Origin of the sequence: Geodermatophilus bullaregiensis (assembly GCF_016907675.1) — a bacterium.
GTDB lineage: Bacteria > Actinomycetota > Actinomycetes > Mycobacteriales > Geodermatophilaceae > Geodermatophilus > Geodermatophilus bullaregiensis.
Genome location: NZ_JAFBCJ010000001.1, coordinates 90,254 through 115,569, shown reverse-complemented (window position 1 = coordinate 115,569; position 25,316 = coordinate 90,254). Strand labels below are relative to the sequence as shown.

17 protein-coding genes are annotated in these 25,316 nt (G+C 75.4%); 9 read left to right on the top strand and 8 right to left on the bottom strand.

The features are described 5' to 3' along the window. Positions 1-205 precede the first annotated feature (205 nt). The 3 genes from JOD57_RS00445 to JOD57_RS27165 all read left to right on the top strand — a co-directional run bounded on the left by JOD57_RS00445 (position 206) and on the right by JOD57_RS27165 (position 2,830). A complete protein-coding gene (locus tag JOD57_RS00445; protein ID WP_204690089.1) occupies positions 206-880 on the top strand; it encodes a copper resistance CopC family protein in 675 nt (224 codons plus the stop codon). After that, complete coding sequence (locus JOD57_RS00440) at positions 877-2,358, top strand: CopD family protein (RefSeq protein WP_204690088.1); 1,482 nt, start codon at positions 877-879, stop codon at positions 2,356-2,358. Before JOD57_RS00445 ends, JOD57_RS00440 begins: the two co-directional genes overlap by 4 nt. Before the next feature lie 160 nt (positions 2,359-2,518). Then, positions 2,519-2,830 carry a cupredoxin domain-containing protein gene (locus JOD57_RS27165; RefSeq protein ID WP_204690087.1) on the top strand — a complete coding sequence of 104 codons (312 nt, stop codon included), beginning with the start codon at positions 2,519-2,521 and terminating at the stop codon, positions 2,828-2,830. On the opposite strand, the gene JOD57_RS00430 is transcribed toward JOD57_RS27165, so the two are convergent. Next, a complete protein-coding gene (locus tag JOD57_RS00430) occupies positions 2,794-4,143 on the bottom strand; it encodes an MFS transporter (protein WP_204690085.1) in 1,350 nt (449 codons plus the stop codon). The genes JOD57_RS27165 and JOD57_RS00430 overlap by 37 nt on opposite strands. A gap of 262 nt (positions 4,144-4,405) precedes the next feature. Here JOD57_RS00430 and pta point away from each other — a divergent pair, with 262 nt between their 5' ends. From pta to JOD57_RS00415, 3 genes are all read left to right on the top strand, one after another. After that, a complete protein-coding gene (pta, locus tag JOD57_RS00425; protein WP_204690084.1) occupies positions 4,406-6,475 on the top strand; it encodes a phosphate acetyltransferase in 2,070 nt (689 codons plus the stop codon). After that, entirely contained in the window at positions 6,472-7,668 is a 1,197-nt protein-coding gene (locus JOD57_RS00420; protein WP_204690083.1) for an acetate/propionate family kinase, read from the top strand. The genes pta and JOD57_RS00420 overlap by 4 nt, the downstream gene beginning before the upstream one ends. A gap of 336 nt (positions 7,669-8,004) precedes the next feature. Then, positions 8,005-11,175, top strand: a complete 3,171-nt coding sequence (locus JOD57_RS00415) for an NACHT domain-containing protein (protein WP_204690082.1) — start codon at positions 8,005-8,007, stop codon at positions 11,173-11,175. 131 nt (positions 11,176-11,306) lie between these two features. On the opposite strand, the gene metH is transcribed toward JOD57_RS00415, so the two are convergent. After that, positions 11,307-15,107: a methionine synthase gene (metH, locus tag JOD57_RS00410; RefSeq protein WP_372440218.1), complete on the bottom strand. Its 3,801-nt coding sequence runs from the start codon at positions 15,105-15,107 to the stop codon at positions 11,307-11,309. Positions 15,108-15,246: 139 nt separating this feature from the next. On the opposite strand from metH, the gene JOD57_RS00405 reads away from it, so the two are divergent. Further along, a complete protein-coding gene (locus JOD57_RS00405) occupies positions 15,247-16,110 on the top strand; it encodes a PAC2 family protein (RefSeq protein ID WP_204690081.1) in 864 nt (287 codons plus the stop codon). A gap of 178 nt (positions 16,111-16,288) precedes the next feature. Here JOD57_RS00405 and JOD57_RS00400 read toward each other — a convergent pair whose 3' ends face one another. The 5 genes from JOD57_RS00400 to JOD57_RS00380 form a co-directional block, all read right to left on the bottom strand. Continuing rightward, complete coding sequence (locus JOD57_RS00400) at positions 16,289-17,323, bottom strand: HD domain-containing protein (RefSeq protein WP_204690080.1); 1,035 nt, start codon at positions 17,321-17,323, stop codon at positions 16,289-16,291. Further along, entirely contained in the window at positions 17,323-18,579 is a 1,257-nt protein-coding gene (gene mshC, locus JOD57_RS00395; protein ID WP_204690078.1) for a cysteine--1-D-myo-inosityl 2-amino-2-deoxy-alpha-D-glucopyranoside ligase, read from the bottom strand. Before mshC ends, JOD57_RS00400 begins: the two co-directional genes overlap by 1 nt. Positions 18,580-18,728: 149 nt before the next feature. Then, entirely contained in the window at positions 18,729-20,246 is a 1,518-nt protein-coding gene (glpK, locus tag JOD57_RS00390) for a glycerol kinase GlpK (protein WP_204690077.1), read from the bottom strand. A 62-nt stretch (positions 20,247-20,308) separates the two neighbouring features. After that, a complete protein-coding gene (locus tag JOD57_RS00385) occupies positions 20,309-21,034 on the bottom strand; it encodes an MIP/aquaporin family protein (RefSeq protein WP_204690076.1) in 726 nt (241 codons plus the stop codon). A gap of 159 nt (positions 21,035-21,193) precedes the next feature. Further along, entirely contained in the window at positions 21,194-22,939 is a 1,746-nt protein-coding gene (locus tag JOD57_RS00380; protein WP_204690075.1) for a glycerol-3-phosphate dehydrogenase/oxidase, read from the bottom strand. Between the two features lie 175 nt (positions 22,940-23,114). Between JOD57_RS00380 and JOD57_RS00375 the strand changes: the two genes are divergently transcribed. Then, entirely contained in the window at positions 23,115-24,095 is a 981-nt protein-coding gene (locus JOD57_RS00375; protein WP_204690074.1) for a sugar-binding transcriptional regulator, read from the top strand. Positions 24,096-24,163: 68 nt separating this feature from the next. Continuing rightward, positions 24,164-24,880: a maleylpyruvate isomerase family mycothiol-dependent enzyme gene (locus JOD57_RS00370; protein WP_204690073.1), complete on the top strand. Its 717-nt coding sequence runs from the start codon at positions 24,164-24,166 to the stop codon at positions 24,878-24,880. Positions 24,881-24,883: 3 nt separating this feature from the next. Here JOD57_RS00370 and JOD57_RS00365 read toward each other — a convergent pair whose 3' ends face one another. Further along, positions 24,884-25,270 carry a VOC family protein gene (locus JOD57_RS00365; protein ID WP_204690072.1) on the bottom strand — a complete coding sequence of 129 codons (387 nt, stop codon included), beginning with the start codon at positions 25,268-25,270 and terminating at the stop codon, positions 24,884-24,886. Positions 25,271-25,316 lie beyond the last annotated feature (46 nt).

Genomic DNA, 25,316 nt, shown 5'->3' with positions numbered 1-25,316 from the left:
GTCGTGCACCGCGGGCGCATCGGTGCGCCCGTCGGCCGGGTCGGGGAGGACCCGGTGGCCCGAGCGGGTCCCCCAGCCGGTGGTGCCTGGCTCCCGCGTCGTCCGCCAGGTGTACGCAGCGAGCCGCCGGATCGGTTCAGTTCTGATCGCAAACAACCTGATCGGGTGCTTTCGAGTGCCGCACCACGGGGGCAGGATCGGTGCCGTGGACCTCGAGGCGAACCGGGACCGTCCCCGGCCGCGAACGCCGGTCATGTCCCGTCCCCGGTCCACGCCACCCGCGCCCGCCGCCCGCCGACGGACGGCGGGGTCCCTGGCCACCGTCGCCGCCGCCACCCTCGTGCTACTGGGCGCCGGCGTGCCCGCGGCCGCCGCGCACGACGAGCTCGTCGGCACGGTCCCGGCGCAGGACGCGACCGTGCCGGCCCCGCCCGGGCTCGTCGAGCTCGAGCTGAGCGCGCCGGCGCAGGCCCTGGGCACCCGGGTGCTGGTCACCGGCCCGGACGGCACCCCGGTGTCGGAGGGGCCGGCCGAGCTGCGGGACACGACGGTCGGCCAGCCCCTGGCGGCGGACCTCCCGGCCGGGACCTACCGCGTCGAGTGGCGGGTGACCTCCTCCGACGGGCACCCGCTCGACGGCACGTTCTCCTTCACCGTCACCGGGAGCACGGCCGCCGGTGGGACGGCCGCCGCGGATGCGACACCGCCGGCGGCGCCCGCTCCCGGCGGAACCGTCGCGGAGCCGCCGGCCGCCGTCCCCGCCGAGGCGGCCGCGCCCGAGGACGCCGCGGCGGTGTCCCCCGCCGCCCTGGCGGTGGGCGCGGGCCTGCTGGTCGCCGCCGGGGCCCTGGGCGCCCGCCTGCTGCGCCGGCGGTCGTGACCGCCCCGGCCCGGACGCCGTCGCCCCCGGCGGGGACGGCGGACGGCACCGCCCTGCCGCGCACCGGCTCGCCGGACCGCGACCTCCCCGCCTCCGGCCTCCCGGACCACGACCGCCCGCGCCGCGTGCCGGGGGGCGCGCTCGTGGCGGCCGGGCTCGGGCTGGCCGCCGTCCTGGTGCTGGCCGTCGCGGTGGGCGGCGGCGCCCGGTCCGGCTCGGGCACCCCGGGGCTCGGCTCGGCCGGACCGTTCGTCGAGTGGGGCCTGCCGGTCACCCGCCTGGCGGGCCGGATCGCGGGGCTGGGCACGGTCGGCACGCTGCTGTTCGCCGCCGTCCTGCGCCCCGGCGTGCGGGGGGTCCTCCCCGCCGCGTCCCGGCGCGCGGCCCGGGCGGCCTCGGCGTGGGCACTGGCCTGGGCCGCGGCCACGGCGGCCGGCGCGGTGCTCACCGTGAGCGAGCTGCTCGGCGTCGGGCCGCTCGCGCTGCCCGCCTCGGCGGTCGGCGTCTTCGTCACCGACGTGGCCACCGGCCGGGCCGCGCTGGTGTCCGCGGGGGTCGCCGTGCTGGTGGCGCTGCTCGCCCGGCGGTGCACCCGCGCGCCGGCGGCCGGCGCGCTGCTCGCAGCGGCACTGGTGGGCCTGGTCGTCCCCGTCGTCCTCGCCGGCCACTCCGCCACGGCCGACGACCACGTGCCGGCCGTGACCACCCTGGGCGTGCACGTGGTCACCGCGGCGGTCTGGGTCGGCGGGCTGGCCGCCCTCCTGGCGTACGGCCGGCGCCGCGACGACCTGGTCCCCGCGGCGGCCCGCTTCAGCGCGGTGGCGCTGGCGTGCTTCGTGCTCACCGGCGCCTCGGGGCTGCTGGCGGCGTGGCTGGTGCTCGGCGGGGACCCCGGCGGGCTGCGCGCCGTCCCCGGCACCGGCTACGGCCGGCTCCTGCTGGCCAAGACGGCGGCGCTGCTCGCCCTCGGTGTCCTCGGGGCGCTGCACCGCCGGGTCACGCTGCGGTCCCTGCGGGCCGGCCGGCCCGGGGGCTTCCGGCGGTTCGCGGCCGTGGAGGTGGGCGTGATGCTGGGGACGGTCGCCCTCGCCGTCGCGCTCTCCGCCGCGCCGCCGCCCCCGGGCGGCACCCCGGCCACGGGCGGTCCCGCCGCAGCGGACGCGCAGCCGGGCCCGCCCGGGCAGCCGGCGCCGGCGGCGCCCGACCCGATGGCCGGTCACGACCACGGGGAGCTCTCGGTCACCGTGCTCATCGACGAGGAGCGCTTCCACGTCTCCGCACCGGTGGCGCCGGGCACCCGGGTCACCGTGCACAACGCGGGCACGACCGAGGTCACCGTCACCGCGGCCGACGGCAGCTTCGACGTCGTCGTCCCCGGGCGGGCGCTGCTCACCTTCCCGGCTCCGGAACGGCCCGGCGAGTACGCGTTCACCAGCCGCCACTCGGCCGCGTTCGCCGACGTCCTCGTCGTCCGCTGAGCCGTCGGCCGAGTCGTCGGCCGCCCCGTCCTCCTCGGCGGGCGGATCGGCGACCCCGGTCCCGGAGACGCCGGCCTCCTCGTCGCTCCCGGCCGGCCTGGTCGACGTCGCGATCGAGCTGCCGGACACCGAGCTCGAGGCGGGCACCTACACGATCGACGTGGCCAACGACGGCCGGGCGGGCCACGACCTGGTCGTCGAGGACGCCGGCGGCAGCGAGGTCGCGGCCACCGAGGTCCTCGCGCCCGGTGGGGCGGGCACCCTCGAGGTGACCCTGGAGCCGGGCGAGTACGCCTTCTCCTGCTCGGTCGGCGACCACCGCGGGATGGGCATGGAGCTCCTCGTCACGGTCGTCCGACGGCGCGGGGCGAGGCTCCGGCGAGGGACCGGACGCCGGTCACGCCCGCGCCCTGCTGGCCGCCTCGCCCGGCGGGGTCAGCCGACCTCGAGCAGGCGCAGGTCCCGCAGGTAGCCGCCGGTGCCGGCCCGCACCCGGGTCGTGGCCGGCCGCAGCGCGACGGCCACCGGCCGCATCCCGAAGCGCACCGGCTCCAGCCACGCCGGCCGCCGCGGCAGGGCGGGCCGGCGCAGCGCGTCGTCCTCGATGCCGAGCACCAGCACGGCGGCCAGCAGCGCCATCACCGCGACCGAGCCCAGCGCGGTGGGCAGGCCGGCGTGCTCGGCGAGGAAGCCGATGACCGGCGGGCCGCCGAGCAGGCCGGTGTAGCCGACCGTGGTCGACAGGGCCACGCCGGAGGGCCCGCCGAGCGCCCCGGCCCGGGCGATGGCCAGCGGGAAGACGTTGGCCAGCCCGAGACCGACGAGCACGAAGCCGGTGAGCGCGACCGGCAGCGACGTCGTCGTCACGGCGGCCAGGGCACCGGCGGCGGCCAGCAGCGCCCCGCCAACCAGCAGCCGCCGCGTCCCCAGCGCCGCGACGAGCCGGCCACCGGCCAGCCGGCCCAGCGCCATCGCCGAGGAGAACCCGGCGTAGCCCGCGGCGGCCAGCACCGGCGTGGCCTGCACCTGCTCGCGCAGGTGCAGCGCGCCCCAGTCCGACAGGGCGCCCTCGCCGTAGGCGGTCGCCCCGGCGATGCCGCCGAGGACCACGAGGACGGCGGTGGGCCGGGGACCCGCCGGCTCCTGCGCGGACGCGGACGACGGTCCGGCTGCCGGCCGGCCGGCGTCGGCCCGCACCAGCACCGGGCCGACCCAGGCCATGACGGCGAGGCCGGCCACGGTGACGAGCGCGAGGTGCGCGCCGACCCCGGCGACCGTCGAGGCCAGGCCGCCGACCAGCGCGCCGAGCAGCCCGCCGGCGCTGAAGGCCGCGTGCAGCCCGGACAGCAGCGGCCGCCCCACCCGCGCCTCCACCTGGACGCCGGCGCTGTTGGCCGCGACGTTCACCGCCCCGGTGGCGGCGCCGAAGACGAACAGGGCGGCGCACAGCGCGGGCACCGTCGACACCAGGCCCGGCAGCACCGCGACGGCGCTGACGGCGACGCCGGCGACCGCGGCGGTGCGGCCGGTGCCGAGCCGGGCGCAGACGCCCCCGGTGACCTGCATGCAGGCCAGCGCACCGAGCGACAGGCACAGCAGCGCGACGCCCAGGGCGGTGTGCCCGGCGCCGGTGACGGCACCGACGTCGGGGACGCGGGCCGCCCAGCTGCCGAAGACGAAGCCGTCCAGTCCGAAGAGGACGGCGACGGCGGTCCGCAGCCGGGACAGCGAGGGGGGCGCGGACGCGACGGGCGTCCGGACACGGGAGGGCAGACGAGAGAGCATCGGAGACCTTCGGGAGAGGGAGGGGACGCGCACCACCGCGACACGGCGGGCGGGGGTCGGGGAGCACACGACCTCGGGCGCCGTCCTCCACGGTGCCAGCCGGACGTGGACCGTGCGTGTCAGAGGCGTTTCCGGCGGCGTGAGTGTCCCCACGCACCCGTCCCGGCAGTGCTGTCCCGGCTCACCCGTCCCGACCCGCGCTCCGGGGGCCGGACCGGCGTCGGCTCACTAGGTTCGGGAGCGAGGGCGAGGAGGTGGGCCGGTGTCCGACGGGCTGTACGTGACCGGGTGCGAGCCGGCGACCGGGAAGTCGGCGGTGGCGCTGGGCGTGTTCGAGCTGCTGGCGCGGCGGGTCGGCCGGCTCGGCGTCTTCCGCCCGGTGGTGCACGCCCGCGACGGGGCCGACGGCGTCGTGGAGCTGCTCCTCCCCCGCGCCGCCGGGGACCTGCCGGCCGAGGCGTGCCTGGGCGTGCCGTACGCCGAGGTGCTCGCCGACGAGGACCGCGCGCTGTCGGAGATCGTCGCCCGCTACCGGGCGCTGGCGGCGCAGGTGGACCGGGTGCTGGTCGTCGGCTCGGACTTCAGCGAGGCCGCCGCCTCCCGGGAGCTGGCGCTCAACGCCCGCATCGCGGCCAACCTCGGGCTGCCGGCGCTGTGCGTCGTCTCCGGCCGCGACCGGGACGCCGAGGGCGTGGCCGTGGCGGTCGACGTCGGCCGCGACACCCTGCGCGCGGCCGGCTGCGAGGTGGTCGCCGTCGTCGCCAACCGGGTGGCGCCCCGCCAGCTGCCCGCCGTGCGCGACCGGGTCCGCGGCGGGCCGGTGCCGGTGTACGTGCTGCCGGAGACGCCGGTGCTCACCGCGCCGACGATGGCCGAGGTGGCCCTCGCCTGCGACGCGCGGGTGCTCACCGGCGACGACGCCGCGCTCGGCCGGGAGACCGCCGGCGTCCTGGTGGCCGCCATGACCCTGCCCAACCTGCTCGACCGGCTCGTCGACGACGTCGTGGTCATCACCCCCGGCGACCGGGCCGACGTCGTCCTCGGGGTCGTCGCCGCGCACCTGTCCGGAGGGCTGCCCGCCCCCGCCGGCCTGGTGCTCACCGGCGGCATGGAACCGGCTCCTTCGGTGCTGCGGCTGGCCGAGCACCTGCCCGCCGTCGTCCCCGTCGTGGTGACCGAGCACGACACCTACGCCACCGCCACGCTGGCCGGGTCGGTGCCCGGGCGGATCGGGCCGGGGGCGCCGCGCAAGGTCGACGTGGCGCTGGCGCTGGTCGAGGAGCACGTCGACGGCGAGGAGCTGCTCGACCGCACGGCGGTGGCCCGGCCGCGGGTGACCACGCCGCTGATGTTCGAGTACGAGCTGCTCGACCGCGCCCGCGCCGACCGCCGTCACGTCGTCCTCCCCGAGGGCACCGACGAGCGGGTGCTGCGGGCGGCGGAGCGGCTGCTGCGGCGCGGCGTCGTCGACCTGACCCTGCTCGGCGACGCCGACGAGGTGCGCGCGGCCGCCGCCCGCACCGGGGTCGACGTGGGCGGGGCGCGGCTGCTGGACCCGTGCGAGCCGGAGCTGCGGGAGCAGCTGGCCGTCGAGTACGCGCAGCGGCGGGCGCACCGGGGCGTGACCATGGACGCCGCCCGCGACGCCGTCGTCGACGTCTCCTACGCCGGCACGCTGATGGTGGCCCTCGGCATGGCCGACGGCATGGTGTCCGGCGCGACGCACACGACGGCGCAGACCATCCGGCCGGCCCTGGAGCTGGTCAGGACGACGCCGGGCGTCTCGATCGTCTCCAGCGTGTTCTTCATGTGCCTGGCCGACCGGGTGCTGGTCTACGGCGACTGCGCGGTCAACGTGCACCCCAGCGCCGAGCAGCTGGCCGAGATCGCCGTCACCTCGGCCGACACCGCCGCGCGCTTCGGCGTGCAGCCGCGGGTGGCGATGCTGTCCTACTCCACCGGGCGGTCGGGCAGCGGCGAGGAGGTCGACCGCGTGCGGGAGGCGACCGAGCTGGTCCGCGAGCGCGCCCCGCAGCTGTCGGTCGAGGGCCCGATCCAGTACGACGCCGCGGTCGACGCCGGGGTGGCGCGCACCAAGCTGCCCGGCAGCGACGTCGCCGGGCGGGCGACGGTGTTCGTCTTCCCCGACCTCAACACCGGCAACAACACCTACAAGGCCGTGCAGCGCAGCGCCGGCGCCGTGGCGGTCGGCCCGGTGCTGCAGGGCCTGCGCCGCCCGGTCAACGACCTCTCCCGCGGCGCGACCGTGCAGGACATCGTCAACACCGTCGCCATCACCGCCATCCAGGCCCAGGGGACGGCGGCGCGGTGAACGGCCGGGTGCTGGTGGTCAACTGCGGCTCCTCGTCGCTGAAGTACCGCCTGGTCGACGTCGGAGCCGGGCGGGCGCTGGCATGGGGGCTGGCCGAGCGGGTCGGCCAGCCGTCGGGCCGGCTCACCCACTCCCGCCCCGATGGGACCCCGGACGTCGTCGAGCGGCCGCTGCCCGACCACGGCGGAGCGCTGTCGGCGGCGCTGGAGGCCTTCGAGCACACCGGCCCGCGGCTGGCCGACGCCGGCCTGGTCGCTGTCGCCCACCGGGTGGTGCACGGCGGCGACCGGTTCTCCGCGCCGGTGCTCGTCGACGACGACGTCCTGCGCGCGGTCCGCGAGCTGGCCACCCTGGCGCCGTTGCACAACCCGGTCAACGCGGTGGGCATCGAGGTGGCGCGGCGGGCGTTCCCCGGGCTGCCGCACGTGGCGGTGTTCGACACCGCCTTCCACGCCACCCTGCCGCCGCACGCGCACACCTACGCCGTCCCGCCGCAGTGGGCCCGCGACCACGGCGTGCGCCGCTACGGCTTCCACGGCACGTCGCACGCGTTCGTCTCCCGCGCCGCCGCGGGGCTCCTCGGCCGCCCGCTGGAGGACACCAACACGATCGTGCTGCACCTGGGCAACGGCGCCAGCGCCACCGCCGTCGCCGGGGGCCGCAGCGTGGAGACCTCCATGGGCATGACCCCGCTGGAGGGGCTGGTCATGGGCACCCGGTCCGGCGACGTCGACCCCGCCGTGGTCGCGCACCTGCACCGGGTGGCCGGGCTCGGGCCCGAGGAGGTCGACCGGGCGCTGAACTCCTCCAGCGGCATGCTGGCGCTGGCCGGCACCAACGACCTGCGCGAGGTGCACCGGCGCGTCGCCGACGGCGACGCGGCGGCCGCGCTGGCCCTCGACGTGTTCTGCCACCGGGTGCGCAAGTACGTCGGCGCCTACCTGGCGGTCCTGGGCCGCACCGACGCGATCGCGTTCACCGGCGGCATCGGCGAGAACGACGCCGTCGTGCGGGCGCGGTCGCTGGCCGGCCTCGAGCCGCTGGGCATCCGCGTGGACGAGGAGCGCAACGCCGTCCGGTCCGGCGGGGGACGCCGCGTGTCGGCCGACGGCAGCCCGGTCGCCGTCCTCGTCGTCCCCACCGACGAGGAGCTGGAGATGGCCCGCCAGGCGGTGACCCTGCTCGGCGGCTGAGCCGGGTCCCACCCGTGGCGGGCAGAGGAGACCGCGCGGAGGCCACCAGCACGGTGACGCGCCGGTGACGCCCTGCGGTCAGCCTCTCCTCGTGAGCGGTCCTCTCCGCAGCGGGTACCCGCGCCCCCGAGCCGAGCGTCCCGTCCCGTTCAGGGTCCACGGGACCGCGCGTGCACCCCGGGGGACGGAGGCGTGAAGCCATCAACGATGACGAACCGGCTGCCGGAACGCCCCTCCCCCAGCCTGATGCGTCTTCACTTCGAGCACCTGGGGACACGCGCCACCGACCCGGTCCGGCGTCGGCGTGCGGCGCACCAGCTCCGCCCTCCGTCGCCGGTGACCGGCGCGGAGACCCCGTGGCGCGGTCGCCGGCGGGTGGCCTTGGCCCGGGTCATCACTTATGGCGGCGGCCTGCTCCTCCTGCTCTGGCTGGCCCGGGCCGGATACGTCGCCTTCGTCCGGCGGGAACCGTGGACGGAGCCGTTCGGCTTCGACCCCGACGGGACCTGCCGCCAGGTGGGCGTCTCGTGCGGTGCCATCACCGGCCTCGTGGTCTCGTGGCTGTCGGTGGCCGCCGGGTCGGCGCTGTTCCTGCTGCTGCGCTTCCGGGCGGTGGTCAACCGGTACCGCCGGACAGCACGGACGCGGCCGTTCGACCTGGTCCCCACCGCGAGCGGCGGCATCGTCGGGGACGTCGTGGGGCGCAACGATCTGTGCCAGGTGATCATCGATGACCTCCGGGACAGCGGCGACCGCCGGCCGCACGTGCTCGTCGGCGGCGTCGGCACCGGGAAGACCGCCGTGCTGGTGCTCCTGACGCACCTGCTCGCGCAGTGCGGCGCCGTCCCCGTACCGGTCCGGCTGAGGGACGCCCAGACGGACCTGGACTTCCAGGAGCTCGCCCGGCGGAGGTTCCACTCGCAGGTCGACGATGCCCTGCTGTCCCAGGGCGAGGGGGACCGGATCTGGCGGCACCTGGTCAAGAACGGTCAGATCGTCGTCCTCGCCGACGGCCTGGAGGAGGCTCTCAACGGCGAGGACCACGCCAAGGACCGTGACACCGTCATCCGGCTGGCCATCGCCCGCGCCCGGGAGGACCGGCTCCCGCTGGTCATCGCTTCGCGCCCGCACGCCCCCCTCCGGGGAGCCGACGCCGCGATCGTCGACCTTGAGCCGCTGAGCCGGATGGCCGCGCTGGACTACCTCGGGCGGGAGGACTCCTCCGAGGACCGCCAGCGACTGAACTGGATCGTGGAGACGGCCGACGTCGCAGAGGCACCGCTGTTCCTCCGCATCACCCGGGACCTGCACGAGCGGGACCTGCTCCGCCACCTCACCCACGGCGTCCGCATCCGCGGCGTGAACACCCGCAGCCTCGACCGCTCGGCCCTTCGATTGAACCTCCTCGACACCTGGGTGACAGCGCTCGTCGAGGGCCAGCTGCGCCGGCACGTCCCCTTGTCGCGGCCGGAGCGGACTGCCGCTGTTGCGTACGTGTCCGCGATGGCGGCCGAGGGACTGCGGAGGGACTCCCTGCAGGTGCGCTTCGAAGACGTCGTCGAAGCCGGTCCGGCTCAGGGAGGACCGCGGGAGGAACGCTGCCGGACCGCCGGGCTCCAGCGGTGCACGAGCGGGGCCCTAGCCCTCCTCGAGAGACGCCCGGTCCGGGTGCGGCTGGCGGCCACCTGGGGCGCCCAGCTCGGGCTCGTCGACGCGCAGACCGACTCGGTGAGCTTTCACCACAGCCTCCTGCAGTCCTACCTCGGCTCTCTGGTGCTCGACTCGGTGCTCGACGACGAGGACTTCCTGCGCACGGCGCTGCAGGCACCGGAGGGCCCGGGCCGGGAGCTCCTCATCGCGCTGGCGTTCCTCTCGCGCCGCCAGGCGCACGTGGAGGCCGGCTCGGCCGGGCTGACCTCACCCAGCCCGCTCCCGGCCTCCATACCGCCGGGGCCCGAGGCGATGCGGTCCGTCGTCGAGACGCTGACCCGGGCGGCGGCGGACCGCAAGGACGACAAGTCACTGGACATGTGGGCGGCGGCCCTGGAGATCGACAGCGTCAACCGCCCGTCGGTCCAGGCCTGGATCGCCGAGCACGTCGAGCGGAGTTGGCTGGAGGTGTTCGCTGCCGACCAGCGCACTCTGGACGAGGCCAAGTTGGGTCTGGTCCGCCGCTTCGGGGACGCACTCCGCCAGGTACAGCGCCGCATCGACACCACCTCGGCGGGCACTCCGTCCCCCGATCCGCCCGCCTACGCAGCCCTGTACGACATCGGCTGCCGGGAGGATTCGTCCTATGCCGTCCGGCACGCCGTCGCCCAGGAGCTCGGATCCGGAGGGGACGGGGCGTTTGTGACCCTGGAGCCCCGGCTCGCCGTCGGGCTGGACATCGCGGCGGCGGACCGAGACGTCAGCGAGGAGGAGTGGCGTCAGACGGTCATGTGCGCGTGGCTGGCGCCGTTGCTGTTCAGCTCGGTCAGCGACCCGGCCGTGCAGGCGAGGGCCCGGACGTACCTGGGTCGGTGGACGTCACGGGTCGGGCACCCGGACGTCCGGCGACCGCCGGGACCGCCGCTGCCGCCGTCGGTCGAGGTGGCCCTGGCCCAGGGCTTCACTTATGCCGCCAACCGCCGGCGCCGGCACCCCTACATGAACGCCGGCGCGCGGTCTCACCTGGTCGAGCAGGGCGGTGAGCTGCTCAAGCGCAGCGGCTTCTGGGCCGCCCAGCTCGCGCTCGTCCACGCCTTGTGTCTCTGGGCGCTGCCCGACGACCCCGGGATCCGGCGGCAGGACGAGGCACCGACCCGGCGCCCGGCCCGTGTGGTGTCCCCGCGCACCCGCGTCGAGGGTTGGCTCGACAGCGCCGGCAGCCAGCGGGATCGAGGACTCGAGCCCGGCGGGCCGGCGGAGCGGCAGCGGCACCCGTTCGTCCGGGAAGCCGCCGCACTCGCCGTGCGCGCGCTGGAGACCGGGCAACCCGAGCGCTTCCTGTGGGTGGACGTCTACGGCGTCACCAGCCGGATCGGGTCCCGCGCCGTGGGCTCGACGGGACTCCGACGGCACAACCTCTGGATCCCGCCGTCGGTCGGCTGGAGCGCCCTGGACCCCCGGGCCCAGCAGCTGGTCGCCGACGTGCTGCTGCTGGTCAACCTCGCCGACCGGGGTGAGCGCGCCGCCGAACGGGAGGCGCGGCTCCGGCGCGCCAATCGCCGCGACCTGCCCCCGTGCCTGGCCGGCAGCCGGCGATCCCTGGAGCCCGACGGCGCGGCCGCCGAGTACAGCGAGCCCGGCGCCAACTGCGTGGGCGGGTGCCCGTTCGCACTGTGCCCCTATCCCCCCAAGGGCGTGCAGTCCTACCGGGCCGAGCTGAGCGACGCGTTCTGCCGCCGCCAGCAGACCCTGCTGGGCCGGACCCAGCTGCGCCGCAAGGCGGCTCCCTGGCAGGGGACGCTCCCCGGCGAGCTCCGGTGGTTCTGGGAGCAGATGGCCTGCCGCGCACGCCGGTAACACGACGGGGGTGCCGTCAGCGCTACGACGACACCTCCGGAGGGTCTCTCTGCATGCGCGGCCAGGAGGAAGACGGTCTGCCTCCATCAACCCGCCGCGGGCGCAGCGAGTGGTGGGGGCGAGGGGGTCCTTCAGTCCTCGTCGGTGCGGTAGCCCAGGTTCGGGGATAGCCAGCGCTCGGCCTCGGCCAGCGTCCAGCCCTTGCGCCGGGCGTAGTCCTCGACCTGGTCGCGGCCGACCCGGCCCAGGACGAAGTAGCGCGACTCCGGGTGGGAGAAGTACAGCCCGCTCACCGACGCACCCGGCCACATGGCCATGCTCTCGGTCAGCTGCAGCCCGGTGTTCGCCTCGACGTCGAGCAGGTCCCAGATGGTCTGCTTCTCGGTGTGCTCCGGGCAGGCGGGGTAGCCCGGCGCCGGCCGGATGCCCCGGTACCTCTCGGCGATCAGCGCGTCCTTGTCCAGGTGCTCGTCGGTGGCGTAGCCCCAGAACTCCCGGCGCACCCGCTCGTGCAGCCGCTCGGCGAAGGCCTCGGCCAGCCGGTCGGCGAGCGCCTCGAGCATGATCGCCGAGTAGTCGTCGTGCTGGGCCTTGAAGGCGGCCACCCGCTCGGCCGACCCCAGCCCCGCGGTGACGGCGAAGGCGCCGACGTGGTCGCGCAGCCCGGTCTCCCTGGGCGCGACGTAGTCGGCCAGCGACTTGCGCGGGGAGCCGTCGCGGCCCTCGGTCTGCTGCCGCAGCTGGTGCAGCACCGCACGCACCGTCGTCCGCGACTCGTCGGCGTAGACGGCGATGTCCTCGCCGTCGACCCGGTTGGCGGGGAACAGCCCGACGACGCCGTTGGCGGTCAGCCACCTCTCCTCGACGACCCGGTCGAGCATCGCCTGGGCGTCCTCGAACAGCCGCCGCGCGGCCTCGCCGGTGGTCGGGTTGTGCAGGATGTCGGGGAACCGGCCGCGCATCTCCCACGCGTTGAAGAACGGCTGCCAGTCGATGTAGGGGCGCAGCTCCTCGAGCGGGTGGTCGCGCAGCACCCGCACGAACTGGGTGTCCTGCCCGTGGCGGTGCTCGCAGCCCGGGCTGGTGCACACGTCGCGGGCCTGCTGCAGGAGCATCCGCGGCCGCGGCGGGGTGTAGCCGGACCAGTCGATCGCCGGTGCCGCGGCGCGGGCGGCGGCCAGCGGCAGCAGCGCCCGGCTGTCGGTGCGCGCGGCGTGCCGCTCGCGCAGCGCCTCGTACTCGGTGTCCACCGAGGCCAGCAGGCCCGGCCGCTGCTCGTCGGACAGCAGCGCGGCGACGACGGGCACCGACCGCGACGCGTCCTTCACCCAGATCACCGGGCCGTGGTAGCGCGGCGCCACCTTCACCGCGGTGTGCGCGCGCGACGTCGTCGCCCCGCCGACGAGCAGCGGGACGTCGAAGCCCTGCCGCTCCATCTCCGCGGCCAGGTTCACCATCTCGTCCAGCGACGGCGTGATCAGGCCCGACAGGCCGATGACGTCGGCGCCCTCCTGCTTGGCGGTCTCGAGGATCTTCTGCGCGGGCACCATGACGCCGAGGTCGACGACGTCGTAGTTGTTGCACTGCAGGACCACGCCGACGATGTTCTTGCCGATGTCGTGGACGTCGCCCTTCACGGTGGCCATGACGACCTTGCCGTTGCTGCGCTCGGCGTCGCCGGGCTGCTTCTCCGCCTCGATGAACGGGATGAGGTAGGCGACGGCCTTCTTCATGACCCGGGCGGACTTGACCACCTGCGGCAGGAACATCTTGCCGGCGCCGAACAGGTCGCCGACGACGTTCATGCCGTCCATCAGCGGGCCCTCGATGACCTCGATCGGCCGGCCGCCGCGGGCGCTGATCTCCGCGCGCAGCTCCTCGGTGTCGGCCTCGACGAACTCGTCGAGGCCCTTGACCAGCGCGTGGGTGATCCGCGGCCCCACCGGCAGCGCCCGCCACTCCTCGGTGGCGGCCTCCTTGGCCACGCCGTCGCCGGCGTGGTCCCCGGCGATCTCCAGCAGCCGCTCGGTGGCGTCGGGGCGGCGGGCGAGGACGACGTCCTCGATGCGGTCCCGCAGCTCCCGCGGCACCTCCTCGTAGACCTCCAGCGCGCCGGCGTTGACGATGCCCATGTCCATGCCGGCGGCGATCGCGTGGAAGAGGAACACCGCGTGGATGGCCTCGCGCACGGGGTTGTTGCCGCGGAAGGAGAACGAGACGTTCGAGACGCCGCCGGAGACCAGCGCCCCGGGCAGGTTCTGCTTGATCCAGCGGGTGGCCTCGATGAAGTCCAGCCCGTAGCGGGCGTGCTCCTCGATGCCGGTGGCCACGGCGAAGACGTTGGGGTCGAAGATGACGTCCTCGGCGGGGAAGCCGACCTGCTCGGTGAGCAGGTCGTAGGCGCGCCGGCAGATCTCCTGCCGCCGCTGCAGGGTGTCGGCCTGTCCCTGCTCGTCGAAGGCCATGACGACGACGGCCGCGCCGTACTTGCGGCACAGCCGCGCCTGCTCGACGAACTCCTCCTCGCCGTTCTTCATCGAGATGGAGTTGACGATCGACTTGCCCTGCAGCTGCTGCAGGCCGGCCTCGATGACCTCCCACTTGGAGGAGTCGACCATCACCGGCACGCGGCAGATGTCGGGCTCGGCGGCGACCAGGCGGGTGAAGCGGGTCATCGCCGCGACGCCGTCGATCATGCCCTCGTCCATGTTGACGTCGATGACCTGCGCGCCGGCCTCGACCTGCTGGCGGGCGACGGCCAGCGCGGTGGCGTAGTCGCCGTCGCGGATGAGCCGGCGGAAGCGGGCCGAGCCGGTGATGTTGGTGCGCTCGCCGACGTTGACGAACAGGCTGTCGGCGTCGACGGTCAGCGGCTCCAGCCCCGACAGGCGCAGCGCGGGGCGCGGGGTCACCGGCGTCCGCGGGGACCGGCCCTGCGCCGCGGCGGCGATCGCCGCGATGTGCTCGGGCGTGGTGCCGCAGCAGCCGCCGACGACGTTGACGAAGCCGTCGTCGAGGAAGCCGCGCAGGACCGCGGCCGTCTCGGCCGGCGATTCGTCGTACTCACCGAAGGCGTTGGGCAGCCCGGCGTTGGGGTAGCAGGACACGAAGGTGTCGGCGATGCGCGAGAGCTCGGCGACGTACGGGCGCATCTCCTCGGCGCCGAGCGCGCAGTTCAGCCCGATGGTCAGCGGGCGCACGTGCCGCACCGAGTTCCAGAACGCCTCGGTGGTCTGCCCCGACAGCGTGCGGCCCGACGCGTCGGTGATGGTGCCGGAGATCATCACCGGCCAGCGCCGGCCGCGCTGCTCGAACAGCGTCTCCAGCGCGAAGACGGCGGCCTTGGCGTTGAGGGTGTCGAAGATGGTCTCGACCAGCAGGACGTCGACGCCGCCGTCGACCAGCCCGCCGGCCTGCTCCAGGTAGGCGGCGACCAGCTCGGTGAAGGTGACGTTGCGGGCACCGGGGTCGTTGACGTCGGGCGAGATGGACGCCGTCCGGCTGGTCGGGCCGATCGCGCCGGCCACGTAGCGCGGCTTGTCCGGCGTGCGGGCGGTCATCGCGTCGGCCTCGCGGCGGGCCAGCCGCGCGGCGGCCACGTTGATCGCGTGCGCGAGACCCGACATGCCGTAGTCGGCCAGCGAGATGGCCGTGGCGTTGAACGTGTTGGTCTCGAGCAGGTCCGCGCCGGCCTCGAGGTACTCGCGGTGGATGCCGGCGATCAGCTCGGGCCGGGTGAGGACGAGCAGGTCGTTGTTGCCCTGGACGTCGACCGGCCAGTCGGCGAACCGCGCCCCGCGGTAGCCGGCCTCGCTGGGCCGGTCCCGCTGGATCGCCGTCCCCATGGCCCCGTCGAGCACGAGGACGCGCCGCTCGAGCAGGGCGGTCAGCTGCGCCGTGGCGTCGGGGCGGGGGGACGGGGCGTCGGTCACGGGCATCCTCGGGGGTCGGTCGACGACGTGCGGGGCCTGGCGCACGAGCAGCGGCGCGGGGCCCGACCTTGTTCCGGGGGTCATCCTCCCACCTCGCGCCAGCCCGGCAGGACGGCGCGGGAGACGTAGGCTCGCAGGGGTGATCGACCCGAAGTCCGCTCCCGAGGACCTGCCCCAGCTGAACCAGCCGGTGGTGGTGGTCGCGTTCGAGGGCTGGAACGACGCCGGGGACGCCGCCACCGGGGCGCTCGAGCACCTGGAGCTGATCTGGGACGCCACCCCGCTCGCCGCCCTCGACCCCGAGGACTACTACGACTTCCAGGTGAACCGGCCGACCGTCTCGCTCGTGGGCGGGGTGAACCGGCGCGTGGAGTGGCCGACGACCCGCATCTCCGTGGCCCGCCCGCCGGACAGCGACCGCGACGTCGTCCTCATCCGCGGCATCGAGCCCAACATGCGCTGGCGCAGCTTCTGCGAGGAGCTCATCGAGCTGTGCCACGAGCTCGACGCCCAGACCGTCGTGGCGCTGGGCGCGCTGCTCGCCGACACGCCGCACACCCGGCCGACGCCGGTCACCGGCTCCGCCTACGACGACGAGTCCGCCCGCGCCTACGGCCTGGAGACGTCGGGCTACGAGGGCCCGACCGGGATCCTCGGCGTGTTCCAGGACGCGTGCGTGCAGGCCGGCCTCCCGGCGGTGAGCTTCTGGGCCGCCGTCCCCCACTACGTCTCCCAGCCGCCCTCGCCGCGGGCGACCGTCGCGCTGCTGCAGCGGGTCGAGGAGGTGCTGGAGGTGGCCGTGCCGCTCGGCGCGCTCCCCCAGCAGGCCGACGAGTGGGTCAAGACCGTCGACGAGATGGCCCAGGAGGACGCCGAGGTCGTCGAGTACGTCCGCTCCCTCGAGGAGCGCGCGACCCAGAGCGACCTGTCCGAGGCCAACGGAGACCAGATCGCCCGCGAGTTCGAGCGCTACCTCCGCCGCCGGGGCTCCTCCCCCAACTGAGGTCCGGCGGTCGCGGCCGTCGTCCCGGGTCCCGGCTCGGGGTCGCGGCAGACTTGGGGATAACGGTCGAGCGGCCGCTCCTGGGGCGTTCTCCGGCCTCCGAGGGCGCTGCAGGACCCCGGGAGCCCGGGGAACACCCCGAGGGGACGACGGCGGCCGCACCGCCTCCGGAACCCGCTCAGGCGGGGCGCAGCAGCGGGGTCATGCGGGCGGCAGCGTCCTCGCCGAAGAGCCGGTCGTGCGTGGCCAGCGCGAAGCGGTCGGTCATGCCCGAGACGTGGTCGACGACCTGTGTGACCAGGTCGGCCCGCGTGTCGCGGTAGGTCGGCGGGATGAGCTCGGGGTGGTCGAGGTGGTGGTCGACCAGCCGGCGGATGACGTCGACGGCGAGCTGCTTCTGCCCCGCCGCGGTCTCCGAGGCGTACACCCGCTGGAACATGAACGCGCGCAGCTCGTGCATGGCCGCCAGCGGACCGGGCGCCATCACCACCGCTCCCCCGTCGGCCAGCGACCCTGCGACGACGGCGTCGACCATCGCGCCGACCATCGCGCTGCCGGGCTCGCCGAACACCTCCCGGGCGCGGGCGGGCAGGTCCGACACCTGCAGCACCCCGGCGCGGACGGCGTCCAGCGCGTCGTGGGACAGGTAGGCGATCCGGTCGGCGTACCGGACGCACTCCCCCTCGCGGGTGGCCGGCGGCGGGCTGATCTTCCAGCTGTGCGCGCGGATGCCGTCGCGCACCTCCCAGGTGAGGTTGAGGTGCTCGAGCACCTCGACGATCCGCACGCCCTGGGCGGCGTGGTGCCAGCCGCCGGGGACGTAGGGGTCGAAGGCGTCCTCGCCGATGTGGCCGAACGGCGAGTGGCCGACGTCGTGGCCGAGGGCGATCGCCTCGGCGAGGGTCTCGTTGAGGCCCAGCGCCCGGGCCAGCGAACGGGCCACCTGGGTGACCTGCAGCGTGTGGGTCAGCCGGGTGACGAAGTGGTCGCCGTCGGGGTTGAGGAAGACCTGCGTCTTGTGCTTGAGCCGCCGGAAGGACTTGGCGTGCAGGATGCGGTCGCGGTCGCGCTCGTAGGCGGTGCGCAGCCGGTCCTCCGGCTCGGGGACGGCGCGCCCGCGGGTGGCCGCCGCGCGGGCCGCGGCCGGGGCGAGGCCGTCCTCCTCCCGCTCGCGCGCCGCGCGGTCGACGAGCGTGAACGCCCCGTCCCCCATCAGCCCTCCTGCAGCGCGACGCCCAGCAGCGCGTCGACGGCGTCGGCCACCACGGCCGGCGCCCCGTCGTCGACGTCGTCGTCCGGGCCGGCCGCCAGCGTGCGCTCCGCCCACGCGTCGACGACGGCGATCGCGCCGGGGCTGTCGAGGTCGTCGGCCAGCCGCTCGCGCAACCCCGCCAGCACCGGCGCGGCGGGCGCCCCGGCGTCGCGGGCGACGGCGCGCCGCCAGGTGGCCAGCCGCTGCTCGGCGGCGGCGAGCAGGTCCGGCGTCCAGGCGCGGTCGGTGCGGTAGTGGCCCGACAGCAGCGCCAGCCGGATCGCCATCGGGTCGACGCCCTCGCCGCGCAGCTTGGAGACGAACACCAGGTTGCCGCGGCTCTTGCTCATCTTCTCGCCGTCGAGGCCGATCATCGCCGCGTGCACGTAGGCCCGGGCGAAGGGCTTGGTGGCGGTGAGCGCCTCGGCGTGGACGGCGGAGAACTCGTGGTGCGGGAAGACGAGGTCGCTGCCACCGCCCTGCACGTCGAAGCCCATGCCGATGGTGTCCAGGGCGATGGCGGCGCACTCGATGTGCCAGCCGGGGCGGCCCTCGATGCCGTGGGGGCCGGGCCAGGCGGGCTCGCCCTCGCGGCGGCCGCGCCACAGCAGCGGGTCGAGGCGGTTGCGCTTGCCCGCCCGGTCGGGGTCGCCGCCGCGCTCGGCCGACAGGCGCAGCATCGTGGCCTCGTCGTAGCCGGACTCCTCGCCGAAGCCCGGCGCCTGGGCGATGTCGTGGTAGACGTCGCCGGTGCCGTCGTCGAGCACGTAGGCCAGACCCTCGTCGAGCAGGGTCTCCACGTGGTGCACGATCCGCGGGATGGTGGCCACCGCGCCCACGTAGTCGTCGGGCGGCAGCACCCGCAGCGCCGTCATGTCCTCGCGGAAGAGCGCCGTCTCGCGCATCCCGAGCACGACCCAGTCCTCGCCGTCGCGGTGGGCGCGCTCGAGCAGCGGGTCGTCGATGTCGGTGACGTTCTGCACGTGGTGGACGGCGTGCCCGGCGTCCCGCCACACCCGGCCGACCAGGTCGAAGGCCAGGTAGGTGGCGGCGTGGCCGAGGTGCGTGGCGTCGTAGGGCGTGATGCCGCAGACGTACATCCGCGCCACCCGGTCGGGTGCGGTGGCCACGACCTGCCCGCGCGCGGTGTCGAACAGCCGGAGGACCGGGCCGGAGCCCGGCAGGGTCGGCAGGAGCGGAGCGGGCCAGGCGAGCACGGGCAGGAGCCTAGTTGCGTGGCCGGGCCCACCCCCGCGGGCGCCGCCCCCGGCTGGGGACGGCGCCCGCGCAGGCCCCACGACGGGGGCGGAGCGGCCCCCTCCGGAGGCTCGCCGCGAGCGTGCGAGCGGTGGGAGGGAGGGGTCCTCTACTCGTCGTCCTCGTCGACCCAGTCGAGCGTGCGGGCCACCGCCTTCTGCCACTTGCGGTAGAAGCGGTCGCGGGTCTCGCCCTCCATCGCCGGCGACCACCGCTTGTCCTCGGCCCACTGGCTGGTCAGCTCGTCCTCGTCGGCCCAGAACCCGACCGCCAGGCCCGCCGCGTACGCCGCGCCGAGCGCCGTCGTCTCGGCGATCTTCGGGCGGACGACGTCGACGCCGAGGATGTCGGCCTGGAACTGCATGAGCAGCTCGTTGACCACCATGCCGCCGTCGACCCGCAGCTCGGTGAGGTCGACCCCGGAGTCGGCGTTCATGGCCTCCACGACCTCGCGGGTCTGGTAGGCCGTGGCCTCCAGCACCGCCCGGGCCAGGTGCCCGCGGTTGACGTACCGGGTGAGCCCGACCAGCGCGCCGCGGGCGTCGGAGCGCCAGTGCGGGGCGAACAGGCCGGAGAAGGCCGGCACGAAGTAGGCCCCGCCGTTGTCCTCGACGGACTTGGCCACCGCCTCGATCTCGCCGGCGCCGCCGATGAGCCGCAGGTTGTCGCGCACCCACTGCACCAGCGACCCGGTGACGGCGATGGAGCCCTCGAGTGCGTAGATCGGCTTGCGGTCGCCGATCTGGTAGCAGACCGTCGTCAGCAGGCCGTTCTTCGAGGCGACGGCCTCCTCGCCGGTGTTGAGCAGCAGGAAGTTGCCGGTGCCGTAGGTGTTCTTGGCCATGCCGGGTGAGAAGCAGACCTGCCCGAAGGTGGCCGCCTGCTGGTCGCCGAGCGAGCCGGCGACCTTGACCCCGGCCAGGGCGCCGGCCTTGCGGCCCTCGCCGTACACCTCGGAGTTGGAGCGGATCTCCGGGAGCATCGACGTCGGGATGCGCATGTCGGCGGCGATCGACTCGTCCCACGCCAGCGTCTTGTAGTCCATCAGCATGGTGCGCGAGGCGTTGCTGACGTCGGTGATGTGCAGGCCGCCGTCGGTCCCGCCGGTGACGTTCCACAGCAGCCAGCTGTCGATGGTGCCCATCAGCAGCTCGCCGCGCTCGGCGCGCTCGCGGGCGCCCTCGACGTTGTCGAGGATCCAGGTCACCTTGGGGCCGGCGAAGTACGTCGCCAGCGGCAGGCCGACCTTGTCCTTGTACCGGTCGGCTCCCCCGCCGAGCTCGCCGAGCTCGGTGACGATCTTGTCGGTGCGGGTGTCCTGCCAGACGATGGCGTTGTAGACCGGCTGACCGGTCGTCCGGTCCCAGACGACGGTCGTCTCGCGCTGGTTGGTCAGGCCGACGGCGGCCAGGTCGCCGGCGACGAGGTCGGCGCGGCCGAGTGCCTGCCCGACCACCTCGCGGACGTTGGACCAGATCTCCTCGGCGTCGTGTTCGACCCAGCCGGCCCTGGGGAAGATCTGCTGGTGTTCCTTCTGGGCGACGGCCACGACGGCGCCGTCGTGGTCGAAGACCATGCAGCGGGTGCTGGTCGTGCCCTGGTCGATGGCGGCGATGTACTGGCTCACGGGGTCCTCCGGGTGCGTCGTTGCAGGGAGAGCGGGGTCAGGATGGTCGCTCGGGACACGGGTCAGAAGACCCGGGCGAGCAGGCCGGCCAGGATCGCGCCGATGATCGGGCCGACGACCGGGACCCACGAGTAGCCCCAGTCGCTGCCGCCCTTGCCGCGGATGGGCAGGACGGCGTGCGCGATGCGCGGGCCGAGGTCGCGGGCGGGGTTGATGGCGTAGCCGGTCGGGCCGCCGAGCGAGGCGCCGATGGACACGACGAGGAAGGCGACCGCCAGGGGGCCGATCTGGGTGGGGGTGTTGCCGAGGGCCAGCACGACGTAGACGAGCACGAACGTGCCGATGACCTCGGTGACGACGTTCCACGGGTAGCTGCGGATCGCCGGGCCGGTGGAGAAGGTGCCGAGCACCTCGCCGGGGTCGGGGTGGGCGTCGTAGTGCTCGCGGTAGGCCAGCCACGCGACGACGGCGCCGAGGAAGGCGCCGACGAACTCGCCGGCGAAGTAGACCAGCGTGCTCGCGAGCGTCACGGGGACGTCGGGGCCGTACTCCTCGGAGCCGGAGGCCCAGAGGCCGACGGTGACGGCCGGGTTGAGGTGCGCGCCGCTGCGGTACGCGGCGAAGACGCCGACGAAGACCGCCAGCCCCCAGCCGAAGCTGATGAGCAGCCAGTCCGCGCCGCGGCCCTTGGAGTCGGTGAGCAGCACGTTGGCGACGACGCCGATGCCCAGCAGGAGCAGCAGCCCCGTGCCGAGGACCTCGGAGAAGAAGACGGAGACCAGTGACACGTCCAGAGACCTCTCTGTGTCCGGGTGTGCCTGACGGGGTCCCGCCCGATCCGGGCGGGTCGTGCGGGATCCCTGTGCGGTGCCTCCTCTGGTCGGGATCGGGGTCGACGGCGGGGTCGGTGCGGGCCGGCGGGGGAGCTACCCCGCCGGCCCGCGGCTTCAGGAGGCGCCGGCGAAGGGCCGGATCTCCGGCGCCTGCAGGCGGGCGCGCTCGGCGGAGGTGTCGTCGGGCATGGCCTCGGCGGCCCGCTCGGCCTCCACGCGCGCCAGGTAGGTGGCGATCTCCCGCTCCACCTGGGCGTCGTCCCAGCCGAGCAGGCCGGCCATGAGCTCGGCGGCCGGCCGCGCCGACGCCGTGCCGCGGTCGGCCTGCTCGTAGGACAGTCGCGTGCGGCGGGTGAGCACGTCCTCCAGGTGCAGCGCGCCCTCGTCGGTGACGGCGTAGACCACCTCGGCGCGCAGGTAGTCCGGGGCCCCCTCGAGCGGGCGGCCGAGGTCGGGGTCGGCGTCGACGAGGGCGAGCACCTCGTCGACGAGGCTGCCGTAGCGGTCGAGCAGGTGCTCGACGCGGGTCTCCGTCCAGCCGTGCGCGGTGGCCAGGTGGCTCTTGCGGTTCCAGCGCACCTGGTAGCCGTCGGCGCCGGCCAGCGGCAGCTCCTCGGTGAGCGAGGACGGGATCGCGGCGTCCGGGTCCTCGCCGGGCGCGCGGTCGGCCAGCGCCATGTCGACGACGTCGCGCGCCATCACCCGGTAGGTCGTGTACTTGCCGCCGGCGATGACGGTCAGCCCGGGCCGGACGGTGGCCACGGTGTGCTCGCGGGAGACCTTCGTCGTCGACCCGCTGCCGTCGTCGACCGGCTGCAGCAGCGGGCGCAGGCCGGTGTAGACGCCGAGGACGTCGGCGCGGGTCAGCGGGCGCTCCAGCACCGCGTTGGCGTGCTCGAGCAGGTAGTCGACGTCGGCCGAGGAGGCGACCGGGTGGTCCTTGGCGAGGTCCCACGGGGTGTCGGTCGTGCCGATCACCCAGTGGGTGGGCCACGGGATGATGAACAGCACGCTCTTCTCGGTGCGCAGGATGACGCCGTCGTCGCCGGAGATCAGGGCGCGCGGCACGGCGATGTGCACGCCCTTGGAGGCCCGCACGGTGAGGCCCTGGGCGCGGAAGAGCTCCTGCGTCTGGTCGGTCCACACGCCGGTGGCGCCGACGACGTGGCGGGCCCGGATGGTGAGCTCGCGGCCGGTCTCGAGGTCCACGGCGCGCACGCCGGCGACCCGTCCGTCCTCCTCGTGGTAGCCGGTGACCTGGGTGCGGCTGGCGGCCAGCGCGCCGTGGCCGACGGCGGTCCGCACGAGCACCTGCACGAGGCGGGCGTCGTCGACCTTGGCGTCCCAGTAGCGGATCGCGCCGATGGCGACGTCGTCGCGCAGCGACGGGGCGACCCGGCGCAGCGCCTTCTTCGACAGGTGCCGGTGCAGCGGGACGCCGCGGCCGCCCACCCGGCCGAGCAGGCCGCCGAGGGCGTCGTAGAGCGCGATGCCGGCGCCGGTGTAGACGCGCTCCCAGACGCGGTGGCGCAGCGGGTAGAGGAACGGCACCGGGTGCACGAGGTGCGGGGCGAGCCGGCCGACGAGCAGGCCGCGCTCGTGCAGGGCCTCGCGGACGAGGGCGAAGTCGAGCATCTCCAGGTACCGCAGGCCGCCGTGCACGAGCTTGCTGGCCCGGCTGGAGGTGCCGGAGGCCCAGTCGCGCTGTTCGAGCAGGCCGACGCTGAGGCCCCGGCTGGCGGCGTCGAGGGCGGCGCCGGCACCGGTGACCCCGCCGCCGATCACCAGGACGTCGAGGACGTCGGCGCTCATGCGGTCGAGGGCGGCGGAACGGACGCCGGGCGAGAGAGCTGTGGACACCGGGACTCCTGTGCTGTGCGGGTGGTGCAGGTCCGTGCGGGCGGCGGCGCGGGCCGTCGTCCGGACAAGGGGAACCTGCCCCTGTCCGGCCTCCGCCGCAATGTCCTGCACATCTGTGCACGGGAGCGGCCTACCGTGGGACGCCGGGCGGCCGACCGCCGCGGGAGGAGCACCAGTGACGCCGGACGACAGGCTCGAGCGCGTGGCCCGCAGGTACTGGCTCGACCGCGCCACGATGGAGGCGATCGCCGCGGAGGAAGGGGTGTCGCGTTCCACGATCTCCCGGATGCTCGACGCCGCGCGGGCGACCGGCGTCGTCACGGTCTCGGTCAACCCGGTGCACGGACGTGCAGCGGCGATGGGGGCGGAGGTGGGACACCGGTACGGCGTCGCCGCGCGGGTGGTGTCCGTGCCCGACGACGCCTCCGACCTCGTCCGGCTGCAGCTGGTGGCCACCGAGACCGCCGGGCTGCTCGACGAGGTCATGGGCGCGGGGATGACGCTCGCCCTGGCGTGGGGCACGACGACCAGCGCCGTCGGGCAGCACCTGCGCGCCCGGCCGCTGCGCGACGCGCACGTCGTCCAGCTCAACGGCGCGATGAACACCCACAGCAGCGGGATCGGCTACGGCAGCGACGTCCTGGGCCGGTTCGGCACGGCCTGGGACGCCCAGGTGCACCACTTCCCGGTGCCGGCGTTCTTCGACCGGCCCGAGACCCGCCAGGCCATGTGGCGCGAGCGCAGCGTGCGGCGGGTGCTGGGCATCCAGCAGGCGGCCGACGTCGCGCTGTTCGGGATCGGCGCGGTGGCCGGCGCGGTGCCCAGCCGGGTGTGGACGGAGGGGTACCTGACCGCCGCCGACCGGGCCGACCTCGCCGCCGGGCACGTGGTCGGGGACGTGTGCACGGTGTTCCTGCGCGCCGACGGCTCGTGGGAGGGCATCCCGCTCAACGCGCGCACCAGCGGGCTGACCCCGCCGGCGCTGCGCCGCATCCCGCGGCGGGTCTGCGCGGTGGCGGGCAGCCACAAGGTCGTCGGCCTGGCCGCGGCGCTGGCCGGCGGGCTGGTCACCGACCTCGTCCTCGACGAGCGGACCGCGTCGGAGCTGCTGGTGCGCCGCCCGACCGCGCGGCCACCGGCGCTGTGGAGCCCGTGACCGGCACCTCCGCCGGGTCCGCCGGGCTAGCCTCCGCTCCCGGCACCCGACGCCGCGAGGAGGCTGCGATGGAGCTGTCCCGGTACCTGCCCGCGCTGTGCCGGGCCGACGCCCGGTTCGCCGACGCGGCGGCCGAGGCCGTGCTGGCCGGCGGGTGGGCCGCGCCGGTGCCCGGCTGCCCGGGATGGGCGCTGGCCGACCTGGTCTGGCACGTCGGCTCGGTGCAGCACTTCTGGGCGTGGGTGGTGCGCACCCGCGCGCCGGATCCCGGCGGGTACGACACCCCGCGCCGCCGTCCCGACGACGAGCTGCTGGGCTGGTCGGCCGCGCAGTCCGCGGAGCTGGAGACGGCGCTGGCCGGCGCCGACCCCGCCGAGCCGGTGTGGACCTGGGCACCGCAGCGCGACGTCGCCTTCGTGCTCCGGCGGCAGCTGCACGAGGTGGTCGTGCACACCGTCGACGTCGAGCAGGTGCTCGGCGACGTCCGGCCGGTCCCCGCCGACATCGGCCTCGACGGCCTCGACGAGTGGCTGGAGGTCGTGGTGCCCGGCGTCCTCCCCGACGGGCCGCCCGAGGGCGCGCACCCGGTGGTGCTGCACGTGATCGACGCCGGCGTGGAGCGGACCCTGTTCGCCGGCAGCCGGCCGCAGCCGGTGGCCACGGTGCGCGGGACCGCCGGTGACCTGCTGCTGACCGCCTGGCGGCGGCTGCCGCTGGAGGTGCTCACCGTCGACGGCGACGGCCTGCAGGCGGCCGCGATGATCGACCTCGTCCGGCTGGACTGACCGTCAGGGCCAGGGGACGGCGTGGCGGTCGAACTCCGCGCCGGTCTGGACACCGACCACGCAGAACACCAGCCCGGCGGGGTCGGTCATCTGCCAGAACGAGCCCATGTCGGCCTCCCGCCGCGCGCCGAGCGCCTCGAGCCGGGCGACCTCGGCGTCCACGTCGTCGGTCTCGACGTCGACGTGCCAGCGCGGCGGCGTCCCCTCGCCCGTGCGCTGCACCTCGAGGTGGAGACCGCCGGCGAAGGAGCCCAGCGAGGCCCAGTCCCCGTCGGTGGGGTCGGGCGCGGCGGTGCGCCCGGTCGCGCCCGCCCAGAAGGCGGTCCCGGCCGCGTGCACCTCCGGCGGCAGGTCGAGCAGCAGGATCGCCAGGCGCGAGCGGTGCGGCACGGCCCTCAGCCTGCCGGGTCCCGGGCGGTGTGCGCCGAGGGCGCAC

Excerpts from the sequence above, each read along its gene's own strand:
- JOD57_RS00430 (WP_204690085.1), bottom strand. The coding sequence starts at position 4,143 with ATGCTCTCTCGTCTGCCCTCCCGTGTCCGGACGCCCGTCGCGTCCGCG.
- JOD57_RS00400 (WP_204690080.1), bottom strand. The coding sequence starts at position 17,323 with ATGGGGGACGGGGCGTTCACGCTCGTCGACCGCGCGGCGCGCGAGCGG.
- JOD57_RS00370 (WP_204690073.1), top strand. The coding sequence starts at position 24,164 with ATGGAGCTGTCCCGGTACCTGCCCGCGCTGTGCCGGGCCGACGCCCGG.